Annotated in this window: 16 protein-coding genes; 5 read left to right on the plus strand and 11 right to left on the minus strand. The window is 57.7% G+C overall.

Annotated features, from left to right (window positions below; translation table 11 throughout):
- Nucleotides 1–3: 3 nt before the first annotated feature.
- From nuoF to W02_RS08765, 5 genes are all read right to left on the minus strand, one after another.
- Nucleotides 4–1,305 (minus strand): NADH-quinone oxidoreductase subunit NuoF, encoded by a 1,302-nt coding sequence (gene nuoF, locus W02_RS08745; protein ID WP_173046786.1) that lies wholly within the window; start codon nt 1,303–1,305, stop codon nt 4–6.
- A gap of 182 nt (nt 1,306–1,487) precedes the next feature.
- Nucleotides 1,488–2,075, minus strand: coding sequence for a urate hydroxylase PuuD (locus W02_RS08750; protein ID WP_232068692.1), 588 nt, complete (start codon nt 2,073–2,075; stop codon nt 1,488–1,490).
- A 106-nt stretch (nt 2,076–2,181) separates the two neighbouring features.
- Nucleotides 2,182–3,120, minus strand: coding sequence for a malate dehydrogenase (mdh, locus tag W02_RS08755; RefSeq protein WP_173046788.1), 939 nt, complete (start codon nt 3,118–3,120; stop codon nt 2,182–2,184).
- Between the two features lie 71 nt (nt 3,121–3,191).
- Nucleotides 3,192–3,626 carry a hypothetical protein gene (locus tag W02_RS08760; RefSeq protein ID WP_173046790.1) on the minus strand — a complete coding sequence of 145 codons (435 nt, stop codon included), beginning with the start codon at nt 3,624–3,626 and terminating at the stop codon, nt 3,192–3,194.
- A 60-nt stretch (nt 3,627–3,686) separates the two neighbouring features.
- The gene (locus W02_RS08765; RefSeq protein ID WP_173046792.1) at nt 3,687–6,689 is read right to left on the minus strand and encodes a nitric oxide reductase activation protein NorD; all 3,003 of its coding nucleotides are present in this window, start codon (nt 6,687–6,689) and stop codon (nt 3,687–3,689) included.
- Nucleotides 6,690–7,027: 338 nt separating this feature from the next.
- Here W02_RS08765 and W02_RS08770 point away from each other — a divergent pair, with 338 nt between their 5' ends.
- Complete coding sequence (locus tag W02_RS08770; RefSeq protein WP_173046813.1) at nt 7,028–7,453, plus strand: ferredoxin-thioredoxin reductase catalytic domain-containing protein; 426 nt, start codon at nt 7,028–7,030, stop codon at nt 7,451–7,453.
- Between the two features lie 144 nt (nt 7,454–7,597).
- Nucleotides 7,598–8,461, plus strand: a complete 864-nt coding sequence (locus W02_RS08775; protein WP_173046815.1) for an HDOD domain-containing protein — start codon at nt 7,598–7,600, stop codon at nt 8,459–8,461.
- An 8-nt stretch (nt 8,462–8,469) separates the two neighbouring features.
- Here the strand turns inward: W02_RS08775 and W02_RS08780 are convergent, their stop codons facing one another.
- The 6 genes from W02_RS08780 to W02_RS08805 all read right to left on the minus strand — a co-directional run bounded on the left by W02_RS08780 (nt 8,470) and on the right by W02_RS08805 (nt 15,835).
- The gene (locus tag W02_RS08780) at nt 8,470–8,970 is read right to left on the minus strand and encodes a hypothetical protein (protein ID WP_173046817.1); all 501 of its coding nucleotides are present in this window, start codon (nt 8,968–8,970) and stop codon (nt 8,470–8,472) included.
- Nucleotides 8,961–9,392 (minus strand): glycine zipper family protein, encoded by a 432-nt coding sequence (locus tag W02_RS08785; RefSeq protein WP_173046819.1) that lies wholly within the window; start codon nt 9,390–9,392, stop codon nt 8,961–8,963. The genes W02_RS08780 and W02_RS08785 overlap by 10 nt, the downstream gene beginning before the upstream one ends.
- The gene (locus W02_RS08790) at nt 9,389–9,685 is read right to left on the minus strand and encodes a DUF167 family protein (RefSeq protein WP_173046821.1); all 297 of its coding nucleotides are present in this window, start codon (nt 9,683–9,685) and stop codon (nt 9,389–9,391) included. Before W02_RS08790 ends, W02_RS08785 begins: the two co-directional genes overlap by 4 nt.
- A 32-nt stretch (nt 9,686–9,717) precedes the next feature.
- Nucleotides 9,718–10,536 carry a CbbQ/NirQ/NorQ/GpvN family protein gene (locus W02_RS08795; RefSeq protein ID WP_173046823.1) on the minus strand — a complete coding sequence of 273 codons (819 nt, stop codon included), beginning with the start codon at nt 10,534–10,536 and terminating at the stop codon, nt 9,718–9,720.
- A gap of 299 nt (nt 10,537–10,835) precedes the next feature.
- Nucleotides 10,836–14,333, minus strand: coding sequence for a PAS domain S-box protein (locus W02_RS08800; protein ID WP_173046825.1), 3,498 nt, complete (start codon nt 14,331–14,333; stop codon nt 10,836–10,838).
- Nucleotides 14,330–15,835: a phosphatidylglycerol lysyltransferase domain-containing protein gene (locus W02_RS08805; RefSeq protein ID WP_173046827.1), complete on the minus strand. Its 1,506-nt coding sequence runs from the start codon at nt 15,833–15,835 to the stop codon at nt 14,330–14,332. The genes W02_RS08800 and W02_RS08805 overlap by 4 nt, the downstream gene beginning before the upstream one ends.
- A 192-nt stretch (nt 15,836–16,027) precedes the next feature.
- Here W02_RS08805 and W02_RS08810 point away from each other — a divergent pair, with 192 nt between their 5' ends.
- From W02_RS08810 to W02_RS08820, 3 genes are all read left to right on the plus strand, one after another.
- On the plus strand, nt 16,028–17,038 hold the full coding sequence (locus W02_RS08810; RefSeq protein ID WP_173046829.1) for a GGDEF domain-containing protein: 1,011 nt from the start codon (nt 16,028–16,030) through the stop codon (nt 17,036–17,038).
- 391 nt (nt 17,039–17,429) lie between these two features.
- Entirely contained in the window at nt 17,430–18,560 is a 1,131-nt protein-coding gene (locus tag W02_RS08815) for a hypothetical protein (RefSeq protein ID WP_197742190.1), read from the plus strand.
- A 56-nt stretch (nt 18,561–18,616) separates the two neighbouring features.
- The gene (locus tag W02_RS08820; protein WP_173046831.1) at nt 18,617–18,871 is read left to right on the plus strand and encodes a glutathione S-transferase N-terminal domain-containing protein; all 255 of its coding nucleotides are present in this window, start codon (nt 18,617–18,619) and stop codon (nt 18,869–18,871) included.
- Nucleotides 18,872–18,877: the final 6 nt, after the last annotated feature.

Genomic DNA, 18,877 nt, shown 5'->3' on the forward strand with positions numbered 1-18,877 from the left:
TTTCTAATGAACCGCCGCTTCGACGGGGGCCGCAGGAAAAGGGCATCGCTGTAACCGGATATGCTCCTCGAACTCATGGCGGAACAGCTTGAGGCTGCTCTGTACCAGCACGGACGCCCCTGTCACGAGCGTACAATAGCCCGTTCCCTTGACGAATCCACAGAGTTGCAAGAGACTGTCCAAATCCTTTTGGGTCCCTTCCCCCGCTTCAATCTTGGTCATGAGCGTCGCCAGGTTGATCGTGCCCATGCGGCACGGCGGGCATTGTCCGCAACTTTCCCCTTTGAAGAAATTCGAAAATTTTAGCGTCTGCCTGACCATGCAGGTCGCATCGTCCACCACGATAACGCCCGCCGATCCCAGTCCCGTGCCGGCCTTCTTCAGCGAGTCAAAATCCATCGGCAGATCGAGTTGATCGGCCGTGACCATTGAAAATGCCGGGCCGCCGGGGAAAACCGCCTTGATCTTTCTGCCGCCAGGAACCCCTCCGCCACATGTTTCGACAAGCTCACGGATCGAGACTCCCATGGGCATCTCGTACACGCCTGGTCGATTGACGGCCCCGCTGAGGGAGAACATCATGGTTCCCGGACACTTCTCGGTTCCGACCTCGGTAAACCAAGAGGCGCCTTTATAGAGAATGCGAGGAATGTTGCAGAGCGTCTCGACGTTGTTGACGAGCGTCGGTTTTCCGTACAAACCGAAATCCGTAGGGTAAAACGGCGGTTTCTGCCTCGGCATGGCCGGCCGGCCCTGCATGGATTCCAACATGGCCGTTTCCTCTCCGGCCACATAACTGCCGTGTCCTTCGAATACCTCGAGGTCGATATCGATGCCGCTTCCAAACACGTTCTTTCCGATGAATCCCCGTTGGCGGGCCTCGGCAAGCGCTTTTTTCAAATTTTCGCGTTCTTCATGATATTCGTGATTGACGTAAATGAACGACGCTTTGGCACGCGCGGTCAATGAGGCAATCAGACACCCCTCGATCAGCTGATGCGGCACTGTCTTCAGCAAATGCCGATCTTTGAAGGTCCCCGGCTCATGCTCTCCGGCGTTGCAGACGAAGTAGCGTTCCTTCACTCTGTGATTCAATACCTTGTCCCATTTCACTCCGGTCGGGAATCCCGCTCCGCCCCGGCCGCGCAGCCCCGAAGACTTGAGTTCCTGCACAATTTGCTCGGGAGTCAGCTGAGTGACACACTTTTTCCAGGCCTCGTATCCCCCGACCTTCATATAGGTCGCGATGTCCCAGGGATTCCCCTCGACCTTATGAACAAGACGCGGCTCAAGCAGGGTACTCATAGAGTGGCTACTATACGGGTGCCCCGCAGTGCACGTCAAGGTAAAGCGCTGATAATAGGCCTGAATCTCAATGATTTAGGGCCACAGCCCTACGGGACAATGGGCATATTGGACAGGGCGGGCAAGGGATAGAGCGAACAGTATCAGGCCGATGGAATTGTCCACCGGCCTGATGCGATGGCTTACTTGAAGTGGCTTCCGGCACCCATGAAAAATAACATGGGAATCGATAAGAGAAAGTTGACCCTGGAAGCAAGTAATGCAGTTCTTCCCCATTGCGCCATTTCGGCCGGCGCCGGGGTACCCTGGGCCGCTGCGGAAACCGCGGCGATGATCTTCTGCTGATTCGGCCAGATGATGGCATGCACGTTCACCATCATGATGATGCCCAGCAAGCCGCCGATGGCCAATGCATACGCGCCCGTGCCGCCGTTCATATACAATTTTCCGTAGAGCAGAATGCCCGCCAGCACCGTCACGGTGGCGCCATGGCGGAACCAATTCAACGCAGATGGCATCAATTTGGGAATGACGATGTTCTTTGTCGGCCCGTCGAGGCTCTTCATAAAAGCGGCATTGATCAGGTTGAAGAAATACAACAACCCGATCCAGGTGATACCTGCCAGAAAATGAAGCCACCGCAGCAGGATGCCCACCCAGTCTGCATCGGCCGCGCCGACACCGGATATGCCGACATACACAAGAATCAACAGGATTGAAAGCGCAAACCCTGCTCCTATGGTTTGCATCGGATCTTCAAGAAATTTCATGATGTCTCCTCATTCGGTGCGCTGCAACGTTCGAGTGGTGTACTGTAGCCTCTCTTCTCTTGTCAAGCGAGCGGTATTGCGGATGCGTGTCCGCATTGCCCTGCGCCTACCCCATCAGTCGGTCGACTGCCGCGCACAGTTCGCGCACTGCGCCGGCGGAAGAGTTGAGCGCGGCTCGTTCTTCTTGCGTCAACTCGTACTCGACGATTTCCTCCGCTCCACCGCGCCCGATTTTCACCGGCACTCCTACCACGACATCTTTCAATCCGTACTCACCTTCACACAAGACCGCGCAGGGCATGACGCGTTTCTCATCTTTGTGAATGGCCTCTACCATGTCCACGGCAGAAGCCGACGGGGCATAAAATGCGCTGCCGGTTTTCAGCAGTCCGACGATTTCGGCTCCCCCATCCCTTGTGCGCTTTACGATCGCATTCAACCTGTCCTTTGTCATGAGGTCGGAGACCGGCTTCCCTCGTACGGTCGTATACCGCGGCAGCGGCACCATGGTATCGCCATGTCCTCCGAGAACCATCGCTTGTACCTCGTGTCCAGGTACTCCCAGTTCGGCTGCAATGAACGTGCGCATTCTGGCCGAATCCAGGACTCCGGCCATGCCAATGACTTTGGTCTTCGGTAAGCCGCTCACGCGCCGGGCCACATGGACCATTGCGTCCAGGGGATTCGTGACCAGAATCAAGATAATCTCCGGAGAGCGGGCAACCAGTTCGCTCACGACGGATTTCACGATTTTCGCATTCGTGGACAAGAGCTCATCGCGGCTCATCCCGGGCTTTCTGGGAATGCCGGACGTAATCACGGCCACAGACGATCCTGCCGTCTCATCGTAGCCGTTGGTGCCGACGACACGGGTGCTGTAGCCGCATACCGGGCCGGCTTGCGAAATATCCAGCGCCTTGCCTTGCGGAATGCCTTCCACGATATCGACGAGAACGACCTCATAGGCATCCTTCTCCGCCAATCGCTGTGCCGTGGTCCCGCCGACGTTTCCGGCCCCCACGACGGTGATCTTGGGTTTTTTCATGTCATTGTCCTCCGCATCACCCGGGTTCCAGTTGCCAAGAGTCTCTTCCCGCGGATCATGACCTCACCGGATCAGGAGTGTTCATGCTCAGTCCAACCGGCCACTTTGAAGTTGATCGTGCAGACAAAATTCTCTCCATCATAAAAATTCACTTTGATCTTTTTCTTGCCGTACGTCTTTGCCAGAAATTCCTCCGGATTGTCGACCAGTTCCCGATAGGCTCCCGCTGGATAGGAGTTCAGATCATGGAACACGACAATCATGCCGACTTTTACTTCCTGGAGCACCTTGACGGAACAACGAGGATACACTTCCCAGAATTTCGCCTCGATCATGTCTTTGGTAGGTTCGGGACGATCCTCCCCGGCCTTTACCGGTTGGGCAAATTTCGCCAAACGCCGGACATATGGGTATTGATGGCCGGTAAACAATTTATAGAGCCACGGTGGAACCGATGGCTTTTCAGAAGCACCCTGCATATGGATCGATTCCTCTCGGTCGGGCATATGTTTCTCATCGCTGTCGATCACTAACATTCTGTGATCCGCTTTGACCTTCGAACGGACTCACGCGGTCAGCCGTTGGTAAATCAGAGGAAGCCTGGCGGGAAGGCTCTCGATGCGGTCAATGACAGTATAGCGGACTTCGCCGTACATCCGCCGCAGGTATTGATCGGCCTCCCGATCGATCGTCACGCAAAAGGTGTCGATCCCGCTCTGCCTCGCCTCACGCAAGGCGACCTTGGTATCTTCAAGGGAATATTCGTCTTTATATTCCCCGTCCAACGGCCGCCCGTCGCTTAACAATATGAGAAGGCGGGTTTTCGCCTCTCTGGATTTGAGTTTAACGATCGCGTGACGAATGGCCGCCCCATCCCGGTTTTGCTGCCTCGGGCCTAACCCACCGAGGCGCGCGGCGGTGAGGGGGCCGAGGTGCTCGCCAAAATCCTTGATGACGTGAACATCGACCATCCGGCGGCCCTGCCCCGAATAGGCGAAGAGGGCATATTGGTCGCCGATCGCCTCCATGGCCTCGCATAGGACAATCAAGCTCTCTCTCTCGATATCAATGACCCGCCGTCCCTGATCGACCTGTCTTGCAGTCGACCCGCTGACATCGACTAAAAAAGCCACCGCGACCTGCCGATCGTGCTTCTCCCTGCGGATGTAAATCCGGTCATCGCCTTCAAGGCCGGCTCTCTGCTCGGCGGTCCTCCGCACGAGCGCGTCGAGATCAATGTCTTCTCCATCGGATCGACCGGAAAGCCGGCGGGACGCGGGAACTCTGAGACTTTCGAAAACCCGGCGAAGCGATCGGATCATGCTCCGATGCGACGCCAAGGTCTCGGCCACGCCATCGTCCGAGCCGGCTTCGGCAGGTTTTTCGATGACCCGGCACCAATTCACCCGGTAGTCCCGGATCCCATGGTCCCATTCGGAATAGAGGATCGTCCGCTCTCCGGTTACCGCCTGTTCTTCCGATCCGTGCCGACTCTCGAGACTCAACAATTCCTCGATGGAGCTTGGTAGAGATCGGCCTCCTGTCATCAGATCTCCCGTCAACGAATGATCTGCGCTCGAACGGTCGGCCTGACCGCCCTCGTTCCGATTCGAAGCCCCTGCATCTCCTCTGCTTTGCGTCTCTGGTTGCGGCCGGGACTTATCCGTCCTTTCGACATGCCCGGTGACGAATTCGGGATTCAACTCACCACGATACTCCCAATTGGTCACCGGTCGATAGGGTTCTCCGCTCTCCTCGGATGCTGCCGGGCCTGCTCCCTGATCCTGAGATGACTCTTCCGTTCGATCCCCTGAAATCATCTCTGCTTTCGATGCCAACAACTCTTCCAGACGGACGTATACTTTGTGGGCGACGCGAACTAACTCCTCGGCCGTGGTGTCCGGCTTGAAGACCGGATCGCACAGCCGCCAGATACTGGATACCTCCTGCTTCACGGCGTAAGGCACCGACGATTCTTCCGACCGGCCGGATGAAAGCTTGAGCAGACAATCCACGATGAGCTCTTTTGCGGTCAACCCATGAGACGGATTCCTCGCAACAATCGCTTCGTCTGCCAATTGAGCGAGATCGCGACTCAATCCGGGATACTCGGTCCGGAGCCGATGTTCCACACGGGCGTCTTCGAGCACCGTCCAAATATCGCGGATAAGTTTCGGATGCGGATAGAAGGCGAACAGCGCGGCCAGCGAGACGGGAAATCGTCGATCCCTTATCAGGTACCGTTCCCACAACGCCTCAATGACATCCCGCAGCGCGTCGAGCCTGAGTCTATACGTCCCGAACTCCAGATGGCCCGCCTCATGGGCTGCCATGACCAAATAGAGCCGTTCATTTTTGTCGGCCGAGGAATACCGGCGCAGCAGCGCAGGAAGGGCGATGGTCCGGCCATCGGCGCTCACAGACGCCCGGGCGGCAGGAGCGGCAACCGAATCCGGCAACGGGACGATCGCGACATCGGTTCCGCACAGGCCTTGGACGAACAGTTTCACTTTGCGCGACACCTGGCGAAGTGAGACCCCGCTCAGCGCCTGTTCCACGGCAGACAACGCCCGGCCTGATTCGACCGCAAAATACGCACGCGCCCCTTCGGAACTATAGGCGAGTACCTCCATGCCGGTTTTGAACCATTCGCTGAATCGCGAGACAGCCTCCGCCCCCTGGCCGATCAATCCGAGCACCTCCGGACACCGACGCAGAAACGCGAGCGTCGCATCGGCATCCCGCTCGGCAAGAAGCGCCGCATGCTGCAACACGCGCATCTGCCACTCGCCTGACGGCAAATCCCGCAGCAATCTGGGTGATTCCGACAGCCATGTAATGCCTATCTCCGGTGAGCGATCCGCCAAACTGGTTCCCAATCGGACTACCTTCGACCGTGACGGGAGATGCTCCACGTCTTTCAAAATGGCCGGGCTCGTTCGTAGAAACTCCATCGTCGCCATGTAGTCCGGTTTACCCAGCGTGTTCGGCGTAACCAGTTTCATTCCGAATGCCAGCCAGTCGCGCACATCATCGAGTTGCAGAACTGGAACAAGCTCGGGGATCTGACGGACGTATTCCAATCCGACGACCACATCGGCCTGAGTCAGCTCAACTGCCGCTTCCAGCCAGGGCCCCACGTGACTTGCAGGGAGCACTGCCGACAGGCGTGGAGCGGTACGAAGAAATTCAAGCGCCACATTCGCATCCTGCTCCGCGATCTCGAGACCGCGGGCCAACACCGCAGCCCGTTGATTTTCAGGTTCGATCACACCGAGGATAATGGGACTGTCCTTCAGGTATTTGAGGGCGGTGGCGCCCGAGGAACCGGCCAGCGTGACGGCAACATCGAGCCAGGGAATAATCAATGACAGACATTTACGCGATTCTAAATCAGGTAGGGCTGACACCGCCGCTCGCGCCACCTTAGCGGAGATGTCTTCAAGTTCGTCGAGGAGAGCCAAGATGTCGCCGGACCGCAGACCTTCCTGGGTCAGAGCCGAGGCGATACGAAGGGACATTGTTGTTCCCAGCTCTGTTTCAAGGCGGCTGACGAGCTTCTCCTGCACTCACGACCTCTTCGCGAACCGTAAAATTGAGAAGCTCAGGATTGTAAAGAAGCCCCGGGCGCTTGTAAACTGTGGCGAATCGGCCTTTACGACTCGTACGTCCCAAGTATCGAGGTCGGGCGCCCTAAACAGCGGCTGGTGGAATACCGGTGTCGTCGATCGTTTTCCCGGCGGCGAGTAGACCGGCCATCCGATCACAGGGTGAGAACATGACTTTCGTCATGTTACGCGCCCACGCTTTTCGGTATCTTGAAGCGTGCCCGATCGTTTTATGCAAACCGCGCTTCCTGCTCGATAATTTTACGCTGATAATCAATCGGGCGGCATGAGGAATTCACATGGCAGAACCAAGCCAAGAGAGTCTTGAGAAGATGATACGGTATGTGAAGGGCTTTGCCGACAAGAGCGGCACCGCCATGCATCCGAACCCGGCCGTCACCGAATCGGTCGTCAAAGGGCTGGCGATGCACGTCGATGAGTTGGGGAAGCCGCTCTGCCCTTGCAATTTCTATAAGGATAAACCTGCAGAGGCCAAGCTCCGACGGTGGATTTGCGCCTGCGATGAAATGCAAATCTACAAGTATTGCCATTGCCTGTTGTTTGTCCGCGAGGATGGCCTGCCGATCACTGAATATCTGCCTGAAGGCCACGAAGGGCGGGAAATCTATGGCGTGGTGAGCGATCCCTCGCCTGGTCGCGGGCGGGCGCTCAAACATAAGGCGGCTCAACCACCCGGCTCCCGTCGCCCGGAATCAACAGGCTGATCCTCCTGTCAAATATCTGACGCGACTGTGATCGCGTAGCCGTTCAAACAGACCAACACGAATACACGGCTTCAGCAAATCCCTCTGCCAACCGATACTAACGGTATCGGTCGGCACATCGATTGATTTTGTAGAGGCCACGTTATGCCTTCAGCCAGAGAAGTCGTAGAAGCTTGCGGATCGCTCACATCATTGCCGGAAATTTATCTGCGGGTCAGGGAGACCATAGACGATCCCTATTCCAGCATGGATGACCTGGCCAATGCCCTCTCGCTGGACCCTTCTATGACGGCCAAGGTGCTCCGGATCGTAAACAGTCCGCTGTATGCCATCCCGCATAAGATCGGCACGCTGAGCCAAGCCGTGAACCTCCTTGGCACCAGATCGATTTCACATATGGTCTTTGCCACGAATGTCGCGAAGGCCTTCGGACAGTTGCCGCCGACCACGATGAATATGACCACCTTCTGGCGCAAGAGCGTTCTGTCCGCCCTGATCGCCGTACACGTGGCAAGAGCCTGCCACATACAGGACAGCGAGCAGCTATTCGTCGCCGGACTGCTCCGGGACGTGGGCCATCTGGTGCTGTACCAGACGGTGCCGGAACGAATTCACAGCGCCATAATCGAGGCCGCTAATCTGCAGCTCTCTCTTCCTGAAGTCGAACGGGCTTCCATCGGATGCGATTTTGCGGAGGTGGGAGGAGAGTTGATGAGTCTATGGGGCATGCCATTACGCTTAGAAGAGGCGATTCGTTTTCAACTGACCCCGATACTGGCCACTCAAGCGGAGCAGGATGCCGCGATCCTCTATGCGGCGGGAGTGATGGCGGATCCAAGCGAAGCTGGCGGCATGGCGTCTTCGTCGCCAAAGACCCTCCCATCGGGTGTGAGCGCTTTGCTCAAAATGAGGGGCGACGAGTTGGAATTGGTGGGAAGGACGGCACGGAGACAATTAGAAGAGACACTGGCCGTCATCTACCCCCGAGCCATCGCGCGAGCGGCTTAACCAGACTCCTAATCCCAGCCTTTGACCTCATACCCGCGTTCGATCAAACAGCCGACAACGGCATCAGCATACGGCGGATCGGGTTCAAGCGGCCGGTAGGCGCCCCCGACCATCCCGATCACGAGACCAAGCGCTCCTCCCACTGCCGCACCGATCGCCACTCCGGTTGCGCCGCCGATCAGCCCGGACGAAGCGCCAATGGCCGCCCCTCCGACAATACCGATACCGGCTCCGGCGGCGACGTTCCCACTTCTGTCCGTCCCTGGCTTCAGCCCAGCCGCCTCCGCTTTTCTGCGGCAGTCTTCAACATCCAACTTCGACGCCTCGCGCCCCTGGAGTTGATATTTGGCATTGGGTCGCAGCAACGGCTCAGGACCAGCGCATGCTCCCAGAGACACGACGAGCGCGAGCACGATTGCGAGGTCGCTCCGATTGCTGCCATTCTCATCGCCCGTCATCCGCTTGGATCGCAGCGGTTCCACTTCTCGTCCAAGCCTGCTTACTGCCATCCGGTCACCTCATAGCCTTGTTCCTGCAGACAACGATTCACGAAATTGGTATAGGCCTGGTTCGGCTGCGACGATCCCGTGGTAAACAGCCCCATGAGAAATCCCCACACGGCGCCGCTTGCTGCGCCGACGAGTGAACCAGTCCCGGCCGACCCCACGATTGCACCGCCGACGGCACCGCTGGCCGCACCAACGCCTGCGCCGATCGCCGTGCTCTTCGCGACCCGCCCGCCCTTCCCCGTTCCCTTCTCCGCGCCGGAGGATTCGGCAAGCTGCCGGCATGATTCGATATCCTGGTCAGCTGTATCCTTTCCGACTGATTGTAAATGAGCGTTGGGATAGAGCACCGGCTTGGGACCGGCGCAGGAGGTCAGGAACAACAAACAAGAGAAGAGAACCGCCGCTTTGCCGGCAGCTCTCATGGTTCACGTTCCTTCGGAATCAACCGGCCTGCAATGTATTGCGCCGTGACTCCCCTGATCTTGACCCGTTTCTGTCTGGATTGGGATCCCGACTGAATCGTCACGGCCGCGCGCGGAACCGTCAAGGCGCTGGCCAGAAACCGAATCAATTCCTCATTGGCCATGCCGTCGACCGGAGGTGAGACCGTCCGGATCTTAAGCGCGTCCCCTTGCCTGCCAACACATTCCGTTCTGGATCCTCTTGGTTGGACCTGGACTCGGAGAACGGCACCGTCCTCGGTTTCAACGATCATGTCATGATTCATCGACGAAACGGCTGCGATGATCAGAAAATGGCCTTTGCCAGTTCGAGAATACTCCGCTGCATGTCCGTGTCATCCGTAATCGGCCTGGCGATCGCCACATCACATGCCCGGTCGACGGCGACGCCGTCGCGGATCAGCGTGGCAGCGTAGATCAACAACCTGGTGCTGACGCCTTCCTCCAGGCCATGATTTTTCAGATTGCGGACTTTCCCGGCAAGCCTGACCAGGCCCGCAGCGAGTGTTTCGTTCACGCCGGACTCCCGCTGCACAATGGCGGTTTCGATGTCGGCGGTTGGATAGTCGAACTCGATGGCCATGAAGCGTTGCTTGGTACTCTGCTTCAAATCCTTGAGTACGTTTTGATAACCGGGATTGTAGGATATGACCAGCATGAAGTCGTCGGAGGCTTCGAGAATCCGGCCTTGTTTTTCAATGGGCAATACGCGGCGGTCATCACTCAGCGGATGAATGATCACCGTCGTGTCCTTGCGGGCCTCGACGACTTCATCCAGATACACGATCGCTCCATGCTTCACCCCGAGAGTCAGAGGACCATCGATCCATACTGTTTCCTGCCCTTTGAGCAGATATCGTCCCACAAGATCGGAAGCGGTGAGATCCTCGTGACACGCCACGGTAATCAGCGGACGCTTCAGCCGGTAGGCCATGTGCTGGACGAATCGCGTCTTCCCACAGCCCGTCGGCCCTTTCAGCATGACCGGCATGCGATTCTTCGCCGCCGTGCTGAAGAGACTTACTTCGCCACGGACATCCGCATAGAACGGTTCCGCGGCAATTCGATATTCCCCAATGTCATGGAGGCGTGCCGTTTGTTGCATAGCATTCCCGGTCATTGAATGGTGATGGCACGATAAACGGATCGTAACGGAAGATCAAGAGAACGACGCGCCTCGGCAGCGTGAACGGCGCGAGTCTCTAGCAGGATGCTGAAAAAGTCCGCCAGCGGCGTTCTCACTTCGCTCAGAAGCTCAACGTACCGAAGCGTACGCCTCGCCTCTTCGCTCGCTGCGGCCTTGCTGGACGGCCTTTTTGAGCATCCTGGATGGCGTACACCTGTTATTCCAGACGTCTCGGCCAGTGCAATTCCGGCGTACCCACAGGGTTTTTCCGCAGCCTCCTAGGCGACCTTCACACCGTCCAGTACGTCGCGAACCTTTTTTGCGAGGACATTCGGCGTAAACGGCTTCGGAAGAAAGGCCGTTCCTTTCGACACGCCGCCTTGCTCGAAGACGGGATGATCGGGATAACCGGACATATAGAGGACTTTGGTTCCCGGACGGATCGATTGTAATTTTTCGGCCACCTCCGGTCCGCTCATCTGCGGCATGACGACGTCCGTCAACAGGAGATGAATCGGGCCATTATGTTTCGCCACCGTCATGAGCGCTTCGATGCCGTGACGGGCTTCCAGTACGGTGTATCCGTGCAATCGCAATGTTTCGTGGACCAATCCGCGCACGGCCGGCTCGTCCTCGACCAATAGAATGGTTTCCTTGCCGTAAGCCGGGGCCGGAATGTCTCCGGGTCCGGTAGCCACCTGGGCGTCCTCGGCAATCAACGGGAAATAGATGCGGAAGACCGTCCCCTGGCCTGGAACGCTTTCAACCCGAATATTGCCGTTACTCTGTTTGACAATGCCGTAGACCGTCGAGAGACCCAGGCCGGTGCCCTTTCCTTTATCCTTAGTGGTAAAGAACGGTTCGAACATGTGTGACCGCGTGTCGGCATCCATCCCGTGACCCGTATCACGGACAGCCAGCATGACGTAGGATCCGGGATCGACACCTATCGCTTCGTGTCTGGGCTGCTTGCCGATCGTGACGTTACGCGTCTCGATCGTGAGTTTTCCGCCTTTCGGCATGGCATCCCGGGCGTTGACGGCCAGATTCATGATGACCTGCTCCATCTGGCCTGGATCGGCGCGAATGCCGCCGATTTGGGGAGCCAGCTCGGCGCAGAGTTCGATCATGTCTTCCCCCATGAGACGGCGTAACATGCCATCCATGTTCATCACGAGCGCGTTGAGATCGATGACCTTCTGCGCAATGAATTGCCGTCGGCTAAAGGCGAGCAGCTGGCGGGTCAGGCCGGTCGCACGATCAGCCGCCTTCTTGACTTCTTCCACATCCTTTCGCATCGAATCGCCGCTTTCGAGACGGGCAAGCAGCAATTCGCTATATCCCCGGATCACCGTGAGCAGGTTGTTGAAGTCGTGGGCCACCCCTCCGGCAAGACGTCCGACAGCCTCCATTTTCTGAGAGTGTTGGAGCTGCGCTTCCGTTTGACGCAAGGCATCCTCTGTCCGCGTGCGTTCTCCGAGCTGACCGATCTTGAGTGTCATATCTTCGATCATCTTCAACAGTTCTTGATCCGGCACCCGCACCTGCCGGCTGAAGAGTTCGATCACGCCTTCGACTTCCCCTCCCACTTGAACGGGAAAACCGATGGCCCCATGAAATCCCGACGAGCGTACATCCTCCCGGCTCGCAAACTGCTGGTCGTCACAGACATCTGCAACCCAGGCAGGCTTTCCGGTTTCCCAGATTCTCCCGGGCAAACCCTCGCCGGGTTTGAATGCGTAGTGCCAGGTCGCCGTTTCGAACCGGTCGTTCTTGAGCGATGAGTGTTGCCACTGATCGATGCACCGCAGCACACCCTTGACTTTATCCACCCGCCAGAAGACCCCGCAGTCCCATTCGAGATTTTGTCCGACTGCCTGGATGATCTTGGGAATGGCTTCGTCGAACATGCGGGACTCCGCCAATACTCTCGTCACCGCATATTGCGCGGCCAACCGCTCTTCAGCCCTTTTTCGTTGGCTGATATCGGAAAATGACACCACGACCGCCGAAGGAGCTACGTCCCCCTTGAGATGCAGCGGCCTCGAATTGACATCCAGCCACCGTAGCTCTCCGTTGGGCTTGTAGAGTCCCAGGATCATGCCCGAACAGGGTTTCCCCGTTCGTAACGTGACGGCGGCGGGAAACTCTTCGCTGCGATAGGGCGTGCCGTCTTCGTGAATGGCCTTCCAATTGGGGTCACCGACCGCCCGCTTCGTCAATTCGGTGAGGGGAAGTCCGAGAATGCGTTCGGCGCTGGTGTTGGCAGTGCGAATGCCGCCCTGAACATCGATGACGACGACACCCTCGTCGAGAGCATTGACCACCGATCGGTATCGGGCCTCGCTCTCCCTGAGCTTCGTTTCGGCTTCCCGCCGCTCGGTGATATCCCGCGCAAACGCGCTGAAGAAAAAGGTGTCGCCGATGCGGACAGGAGAAATCGCCAGTTCGACCGGAAATTCCCGCCCGCTACGATGCAGGGCGATGACTTCGATGCGACGATTCAGGATGTGACTCTCGCCGCTGTTGAGAAAATGGCGCAATCCGCGCAAGTGGGCCTCGCGATCCCGCAATGGAATGATCAATTCGGAAAGGCTCCGCCCCAAGGCTTCCTCGCGTGGCCAGCCGAATATGGTTGAGGCCTGGCCATTCCAATCGGTGATCATACCGCCGGAATCAATGGTGACCAGCCCGTCAAGCGCCGTATCGACGATGGCGCGATTGCGCTCCTGACTCTGCAGCAGCGCCGCCTCGGCCGCGCGAGCCCACGCGCCTTCCTGTTGAGCCTGCTGGTATTCATTTCGCAATTTTCTGGTTGACCAGTAGAGCAGAAGCAGCATGGGCAGCCATACGACCACCCCGGACAGAGCCAGCTTCCAGAGTATCGACTTGATCGGCTCCAGGACGCGATCCCGGTCCATGCGCATCAGGACATGCCACTGGGGTGCGGACAGATCGCCCGGACCTTTCGTACGGGCATATCCCGTTACGACCCTCGTACCGCGATACTCCTCTTCGATGAACCCTGCTTCGCCCTTGCGGGCGGCCTCGAATGCAGGACTTTGGTCCGCCGCTGCCTTGTGGGCGCCTTTACGGGACACATCCGAGTCGGCGAACACCATTCCGTCGCTTGCGATCATCTGATAGGCTACGGGGCCCGTAAACTGTTGACGGTTCTTCAAGGATCGAACCGTACCTGTCGTCACCTCCTCCAGCGCGGGGACCGCTACGCGGGTCGTGACCACACCCCTAAGCATGCCGTCGGCGCCGAGAATGGGAGCTGAAAAAGCCACCGTCTCCACGTCGTCGGCCTCGTGAGCCCGAACACCCGCAATCAGCACCGACTTTTCGTCCCGAACCCATCGGAACCAGTCGGCCGTTCGGAAATCATGTCCCTGAAGAGCAGGGTTCGTGGCGGCAATCATGGTCCCGTGCGCGTCCGTCACGCCCAGCCAGAGGTAGACGGGCGCATAGTGCGTCTTCATACGTTCCAGATAGCTTACTAGGTGGACCGGATCGTGTGCGCGCAAGGAAAATGCGTGCGCCATCATCAGGATATCGCCGTGACGCTCATGGAGCAAACGGTCCAATTTGTCCGTGACTTCCGCAGCCGCAACCGTTAACTCTTCGCCGGCGGCAGACACCAGACGGCGCTCCACGCTCCAGAGGAGCAACACACCCACCGCCACCGCCATGAGCGTGACGAGCACGATGAGTTGCGGAAGCCAGCGATAACGTTGGAGGCTGTTGGGACGATTAAAATTCTGCGTATTCATGGGGCAGCCGCTTTGTAACACGCGAAATTCTGAATTCCGGTGATGGGACGATAGGCCTGCTTGGATGAACGTAGACCCGCAAGGCCGGCATCGTCCATCGTATTGATAAATTCAGCACCGTGGGACAAGGCTGTCCGGCACGTATCACGGAACAGATATTGGGCCAGCCCCGCCATCGTCCGGTCCGAGACTTCCAACAACACGCACCAGGTCTTCTTCGTGAGCCAGTACCCGAACGTATAGGCGCGGATCGTCCCATTGATGCGCAGGACCGTTCCTGAAACCGCCAACGCAGGGGCATGCGCCCAGATGATCTCGTGAGCCGAACGCGCATCCTCCAGCAGCAAGCGTCCGAAGGTATCAAGCAGTCCCTTTTGCTTCTGCTCCTGCCATTGTTCATACAGCGCACGGCAACCGTTTCGGTCCGCTGCCTCGTACGGCTCAACGGTTACCCCGCCCAATCTTTCGATCCGGTTACAGAGCGTACGTTGCGATTTGAATCCCGCTCCGCCAAGCGAAGCGAGCTCCGCAGCACGATACAGATAATCTGGGTCTTTCTGTACGAGGCGATACCCGCCCGGCTGCAGGGACATTGCCGCCGCCGCACCGATATTTTCGACGCGGCTGACAACAGATGCCCCGTTCAATCGCTCCATGAGATCGAATGCCTGCGCAAGCGGTTCTCGAATCTCCCCGGAGACCAATGGAGGAAGCGGCATGAACCAGCCATCAGGTGAATGGGCGAACAGGTAAAACGCTCCTCCCACCTCCGCCCACCAATATGGAAGCAGGGTGTTGCACATATAATGGTATGGAACCGAGTAGGCCGCCAATGATTGAGATTCGATGAGGCCTGATCGAATCAACGCCTCCGCCATGCGAGGAACATCCTCTATCGTCAGCGGATGGATCGCCTGCCCGCCCATCCGGGTCATGACCGCCGACGTGACGTGAGGAAGAGCGGTCAATATCCGAACATCCGCTTGGAACCGTCCGATCATCCGCGGGTGCGCGGCAAGCATATCTACCAACTCCGGTTGCCGCAATCGTTCCAGAGTGCGTTCCGCGTGGCTGCGGATGTGCTCGGGCACCTGTTCATCTAAAAACGGACATTTTGTATCCCACCCAAGAACGACCTCCGTGCGGGTCGCATTCCACATGAGCGCCAGCGGGTACAGCTGACAGTCGAGCGGTCTTGATTCGTAGATCTTGCAATATGACGTGGCCGCATCGAAGGCAGGGCACAAGAATCCATCTGCCTCCTGGTCGGGCACCAGATGTACCTGGCATCCGTCGAGCGCCCGGAAAACACGACCATCGAGGCCCCGCGCGACGGCTGCATCTATTTCATGGTTCATGAAATATGGTCGTAAAGGACTGTCGGGATCGGGAAACCGACAGCATACCTCGCAACGTGTGCACGTCGAACTAGGGACGATCTGGGGAAGCTCGGACGATGGGTGCTTCGTCGAAGATGTGGTGCCGGTGGCGGGGACGGCCATGTGATTTCCTTGGTTTTACGGCCTATTGTAACACTATTTATCCTGCTTCCCCTACCAGGATCTCTATGCCGAAACAATCACGTTCCGGCGTCGGAGATAAGATCGAAAGCCATAATTTCTTTGACCGAATTTCCCGCCATTGGGATACTTCATCCAACGAGAGAATCGCTATTCTATCCCAACTGCGCGACCATGACCCCATCGGACCGGCCCCAATATGATCCTCGGACGTTACTGAACTCACAACAGCTCATCATCACCGTCATCGATCCCGTGACCTACAAGGTCGTATTCCAAAATCAGACCTCGCAAGCAAAATTTGGAGACATTTCGAGCAGGACCTGTCATGAACACATTGCCGGCTGCGAAGTGCCTTGCACATTTTGCAAGCTGCCGAAAACGATCGAGACGGGTCTTCCGACGGCAAGCGAAGTGCCGCTACCAAACGATGAACATCTCCTCGTGCAATGGTCCAAGGTTCAAACGACGTCGGGCGAAACACACATCGTCGAGACCATTACCGATATTACAGACCTTAAACGCCAACAGGCGGAGACAGACCGCCTGGTCAAGAAGCTGTCAGCCACCAATCGCGACCTGATCCAGGCCAATCAACTGCTGCAAGATCAATCCGTACGGGATAGCTTGACTGGGTTGTATAACCACTCGCATTTCGAGCAAACACTCAAGCACCTCTGCGCGCTGGCGCTGCGTGCGATGCGACCCTTGTCATTGCTGTTTGTCGACCTCGACAATTTCAAACAGATCAACGACCTCTATGGCCACACGACCGGAGACCAAGTGCTGAGGGAAATTGGCTGGCTGCTGGATAGCCAGCAGGGGCCAGATCGCGGGATCGCCCGAGCCAGTGATTTCGCGGCCCGGTACGGCGGTGAGGAGTTCGCCCTGATACTTCCCGATACATCGATGGATGGAGCGCTGAGTGCGGCTGAACGGCTCCGCCTCCGCGTCACGACCCTCACCATGCTTCCCGAGTTGTCCGCACTAAAATCCCGGTCCTTCTCATTGACGTGCAGCGTGGGAGTCGCATCATTTCCGATTCACGCCGGCAATCCGAATGATCTCGTTGTTGCCGCAGACAACGCCGTGTATGCCGCCAAGCGCGCAGGAAAAAACTGCGTGCGCATGGCTGTACCGGCGGCCCCGCCTCCCCCCGCATCAGATCCTCTTGTAGGATCATAGGCCCCGTGTTACGATCACGTTACTTCTATTGATGTCAGCCTGATGGTTACGAACTTCGCCCCTGTCTGATTTGGCTACCTCCGACCTTCTGCACCGCTATACCGGTATCAGGGATGCCCTGAGGGAGGCCGGACTGTTCGCCGAGTCCTCCGAGACGACCTCCTCAGGCGACAGATCCGATACCACGACCAATTCATGGCGAATTGGTGTTTGTCCTTTACCTCTTCGCGCTGCAGAAGTGACGTTTTTCCAGCAACTGGGTCCCCAGCTGCTCCGATTCGTCCACGCCTTGAATCGTTTGTACACGGAAAGTACGCGCCATACGCAGCCGCAATGGATCGCTGACTACCTTGATCAGGGCAAACCCGATTCCCTCATTGCGTATTCCAGGATGAAGCGGTTTCGTGATCACATTCCGTCGGTGATTCGTCCCGACGTCATTCCCACATCCGACGGCATGGTCATTACGGAACTCGACTCCGTGCCGGGCGGGATCGGCTTGACCGCATGCCTATCGCATCTCTATGCCGATCACGTGGATGAGCCTCCGGTTCTCGTGGGTGGAAGGGACGGCATGGTGCGTGGATTCGCCTCTCTCCTAGAGTACCGGCGCAGCTCGCGAAGCGGTTGCGTCGCCCTCGTGGTGTCGGATGAGGCCAAAGACTACCGGCCTGAGATGACTTGGATGGCCGGACAGCTCACTCGAATCGGCTTAGAGACATATAGTGTGGAGCCCCGCCAGATCCGGTTCACCGAAGATGGCCTGCGGCTGTCCGCCGGGGATCGCGACATCCCCATTGCGCTGATCTACCGGTTCTTTGAACTCTTTGACCTCCCGAACATTCCGAAATCAGAGCTCGTGCAATACTCGGCGAAGAAAGACAAAGTCGCCGTGACACCGCCTTATAAGCCGGCCTTGGAAGAAAAATCTGCCTTTGCCCTGCTGCATCATCCGGCCTTGCAACCGTTCTGGCGCGGGGAACTCGGTGAGGAGACGTTTCTCCATTTGACCACCGTCATGCCACGGACATGGATACTGGATCCCGCCCCCATTCCTCCTTCCGCCACGATCCCCGGCCTGTCGCTCGGCGGACGGGCCGTCATGCACTGGGGGGAACTGGCCGCGGCAACCCAAAAGGAACGACATTATGTCATTAAGCCATCTGGCTTCTCGGAGCTGGCTTGGGGCAGTCGAGGCGTTTCGGTCGGTCATGATCTTTCTCAGATCGAATGGACCGCCGCCATTACAAAAGCCCTCGATGCATTTCATCGGACGCCGCATGTGCTGCAGGAATTCCACAAGGGGCGGCAATATCACCTGGATTATTTCGATCCGTCCACCGGCGAGATCAGAACGATGGCCGGCCGCGCGAGGCTTTCCCCTTACTATTTTGTCGCTGGGGAGAAAATTGAGTTGGCTGGAATCCTTGCGACCGTATGTCCCGCGGACAAGAAGGTGATTCACGGCATGACCGATGCCGTCATGGTCCCTTGCGTATCTGTCCAAGACCATGTTCAATAATCGTAACGCCGCATGCCCGACAACTGTCGCTCGCGACAGGAGCTGAAACCGCCAACATGCCGATGACCCTCTACCATGTCTCCTGGTGTCCCGAGTGCGACGTCGTGCGCCAGAAATTGGCCGACCTCAACATGGACTATGAGGGCGTCATCGTTCCGGACATTCGCCCCTTGCGCAAACAGGTTCACGACGTGTCCGGACAATACTACGTTCCGGTGTTGAAAGACGGAGACGTGGTCCTGACGGAGACGGACGAGATTCTCGCCCACCTCGACCGCAAACATCATTCAGGCGGGGCCTCGACCCGCTAACCATGG

The organism is Nitrospira sp. KM1 (genome assembly GCF_011405515.1).
Classification (GTDB): Bacteria; Nitrospirota; Nitrospiria; order Nitrospirales; family Nitrospiraceae; genus Nitrospira_C.

Excerpts from the sequence above, each read along its gene's own strand:
- nuoF (WP_173046786.1), bottom strand. The coding sequence starts at position 1,305 with ATGAGTACCCTGCTTGAGCCGCGTCTTGTTCATAAGGTCGAGGGGAAT.
- W02_RS08750 (WP_232068692.1), bottom strand. The coding sequence starts at position 2,075 with ATGAAATTTCTTGAAGATCCGATGCAAACCATAGGAGCAGGGTTTGCG.
- mdh (WP_173046788.1), bottom strand. The coding sequence starts at position 3,120 with ATGAAAAAACCCAAGATCACCGTCGTGGGGGCCGGAAACGTCGGCGGG.
- W02_RS08760 (WP_173046790.1), bottom strand. The coding sequence starts at position 3,626 with ATGCCCGACCGAGAGGAATCGATCCATATGCAGGGTGCTTCTGAAAAG.
- W02_RS08770 (WP_173046813.1), top strand. The coding sequence starts at position 7,028 with ATGGCAGAACCAAGCCAAGAGAGTCTTGAGAAGATGATACGGTATGTG.
- W02_RS08775 (WP_173046815.1), top strand. The coding sequence starts at position 7,598 with ATGCCTTCAGCCAGAGAAGTCGTAGAAGCTTGCGGATCGCTCACATCA.
- W02_RS08780 (WP_173046817.1), bottom strand. The coding sequence starts at position 8,970 with ATGGCAGTAAGCAGGCTTGGACGAGAAGTGGAACCGCTGCGATCCAAG.
- W02_RS08785 (WP_173046819.1), bottom strand. The coding sequence starts at position 9,392 with ATGAGAGCTGCCGGCAAAGCGGCGGTTCTCTTCTCTTGTTTGTTGTTC.
- W02_RS08790 (WP_173046821.1), bottom strand. The coding sequence starts at position 9,685 with ATGATCGTTGAAACCGAGGACGGTGCCGTTCTCCGAGTCCAGGTCCAA.
- W02_RS08795 (WP_173046823.1), bottom strand. The coding sequence starts at position 10,536 with ATGCAACAAACGGCACGCCTCCATGACATTGGGGAATATCGAATTGCC.
- W02_RS08800 (WP_173046825.1), bottom strand. The coding sequence starts at position 14,333 with ATGAATACGCAGAATTTTAATCGTCCCAACAGCCTCCAACGTTATCGC.
- W02_RS08805 (WP_173046827.1), bottom strand. The coding sequence starts at position 15,835 with ATGGCCGTCCCCGCCACCGGCACCACATCTTCGACGAAGCACCCATCG.
- W02_RS08810 (WP_173046829.1), top strand. The coding sequence starts at position 16,028 with ATGACCCCATCGGACCGGCCCCAATATGATCCTCGGACGTTACTGAAC.
- W02_RS08815 (WP_197742190.1), top strand. The coding sequence starts at position 17,430 with ATGAAGCGGTTTCGTGATCACATTCCGTCGGTGATTCGTCCCGACGTC.
- W02_RS08820 (WP_173046831.1), top strand. The coding sequence starts at position 18,617 with ATGCCGATGACCCTCTACCATGTCTCCTGGTGTCCCGAGTGCGACGTC.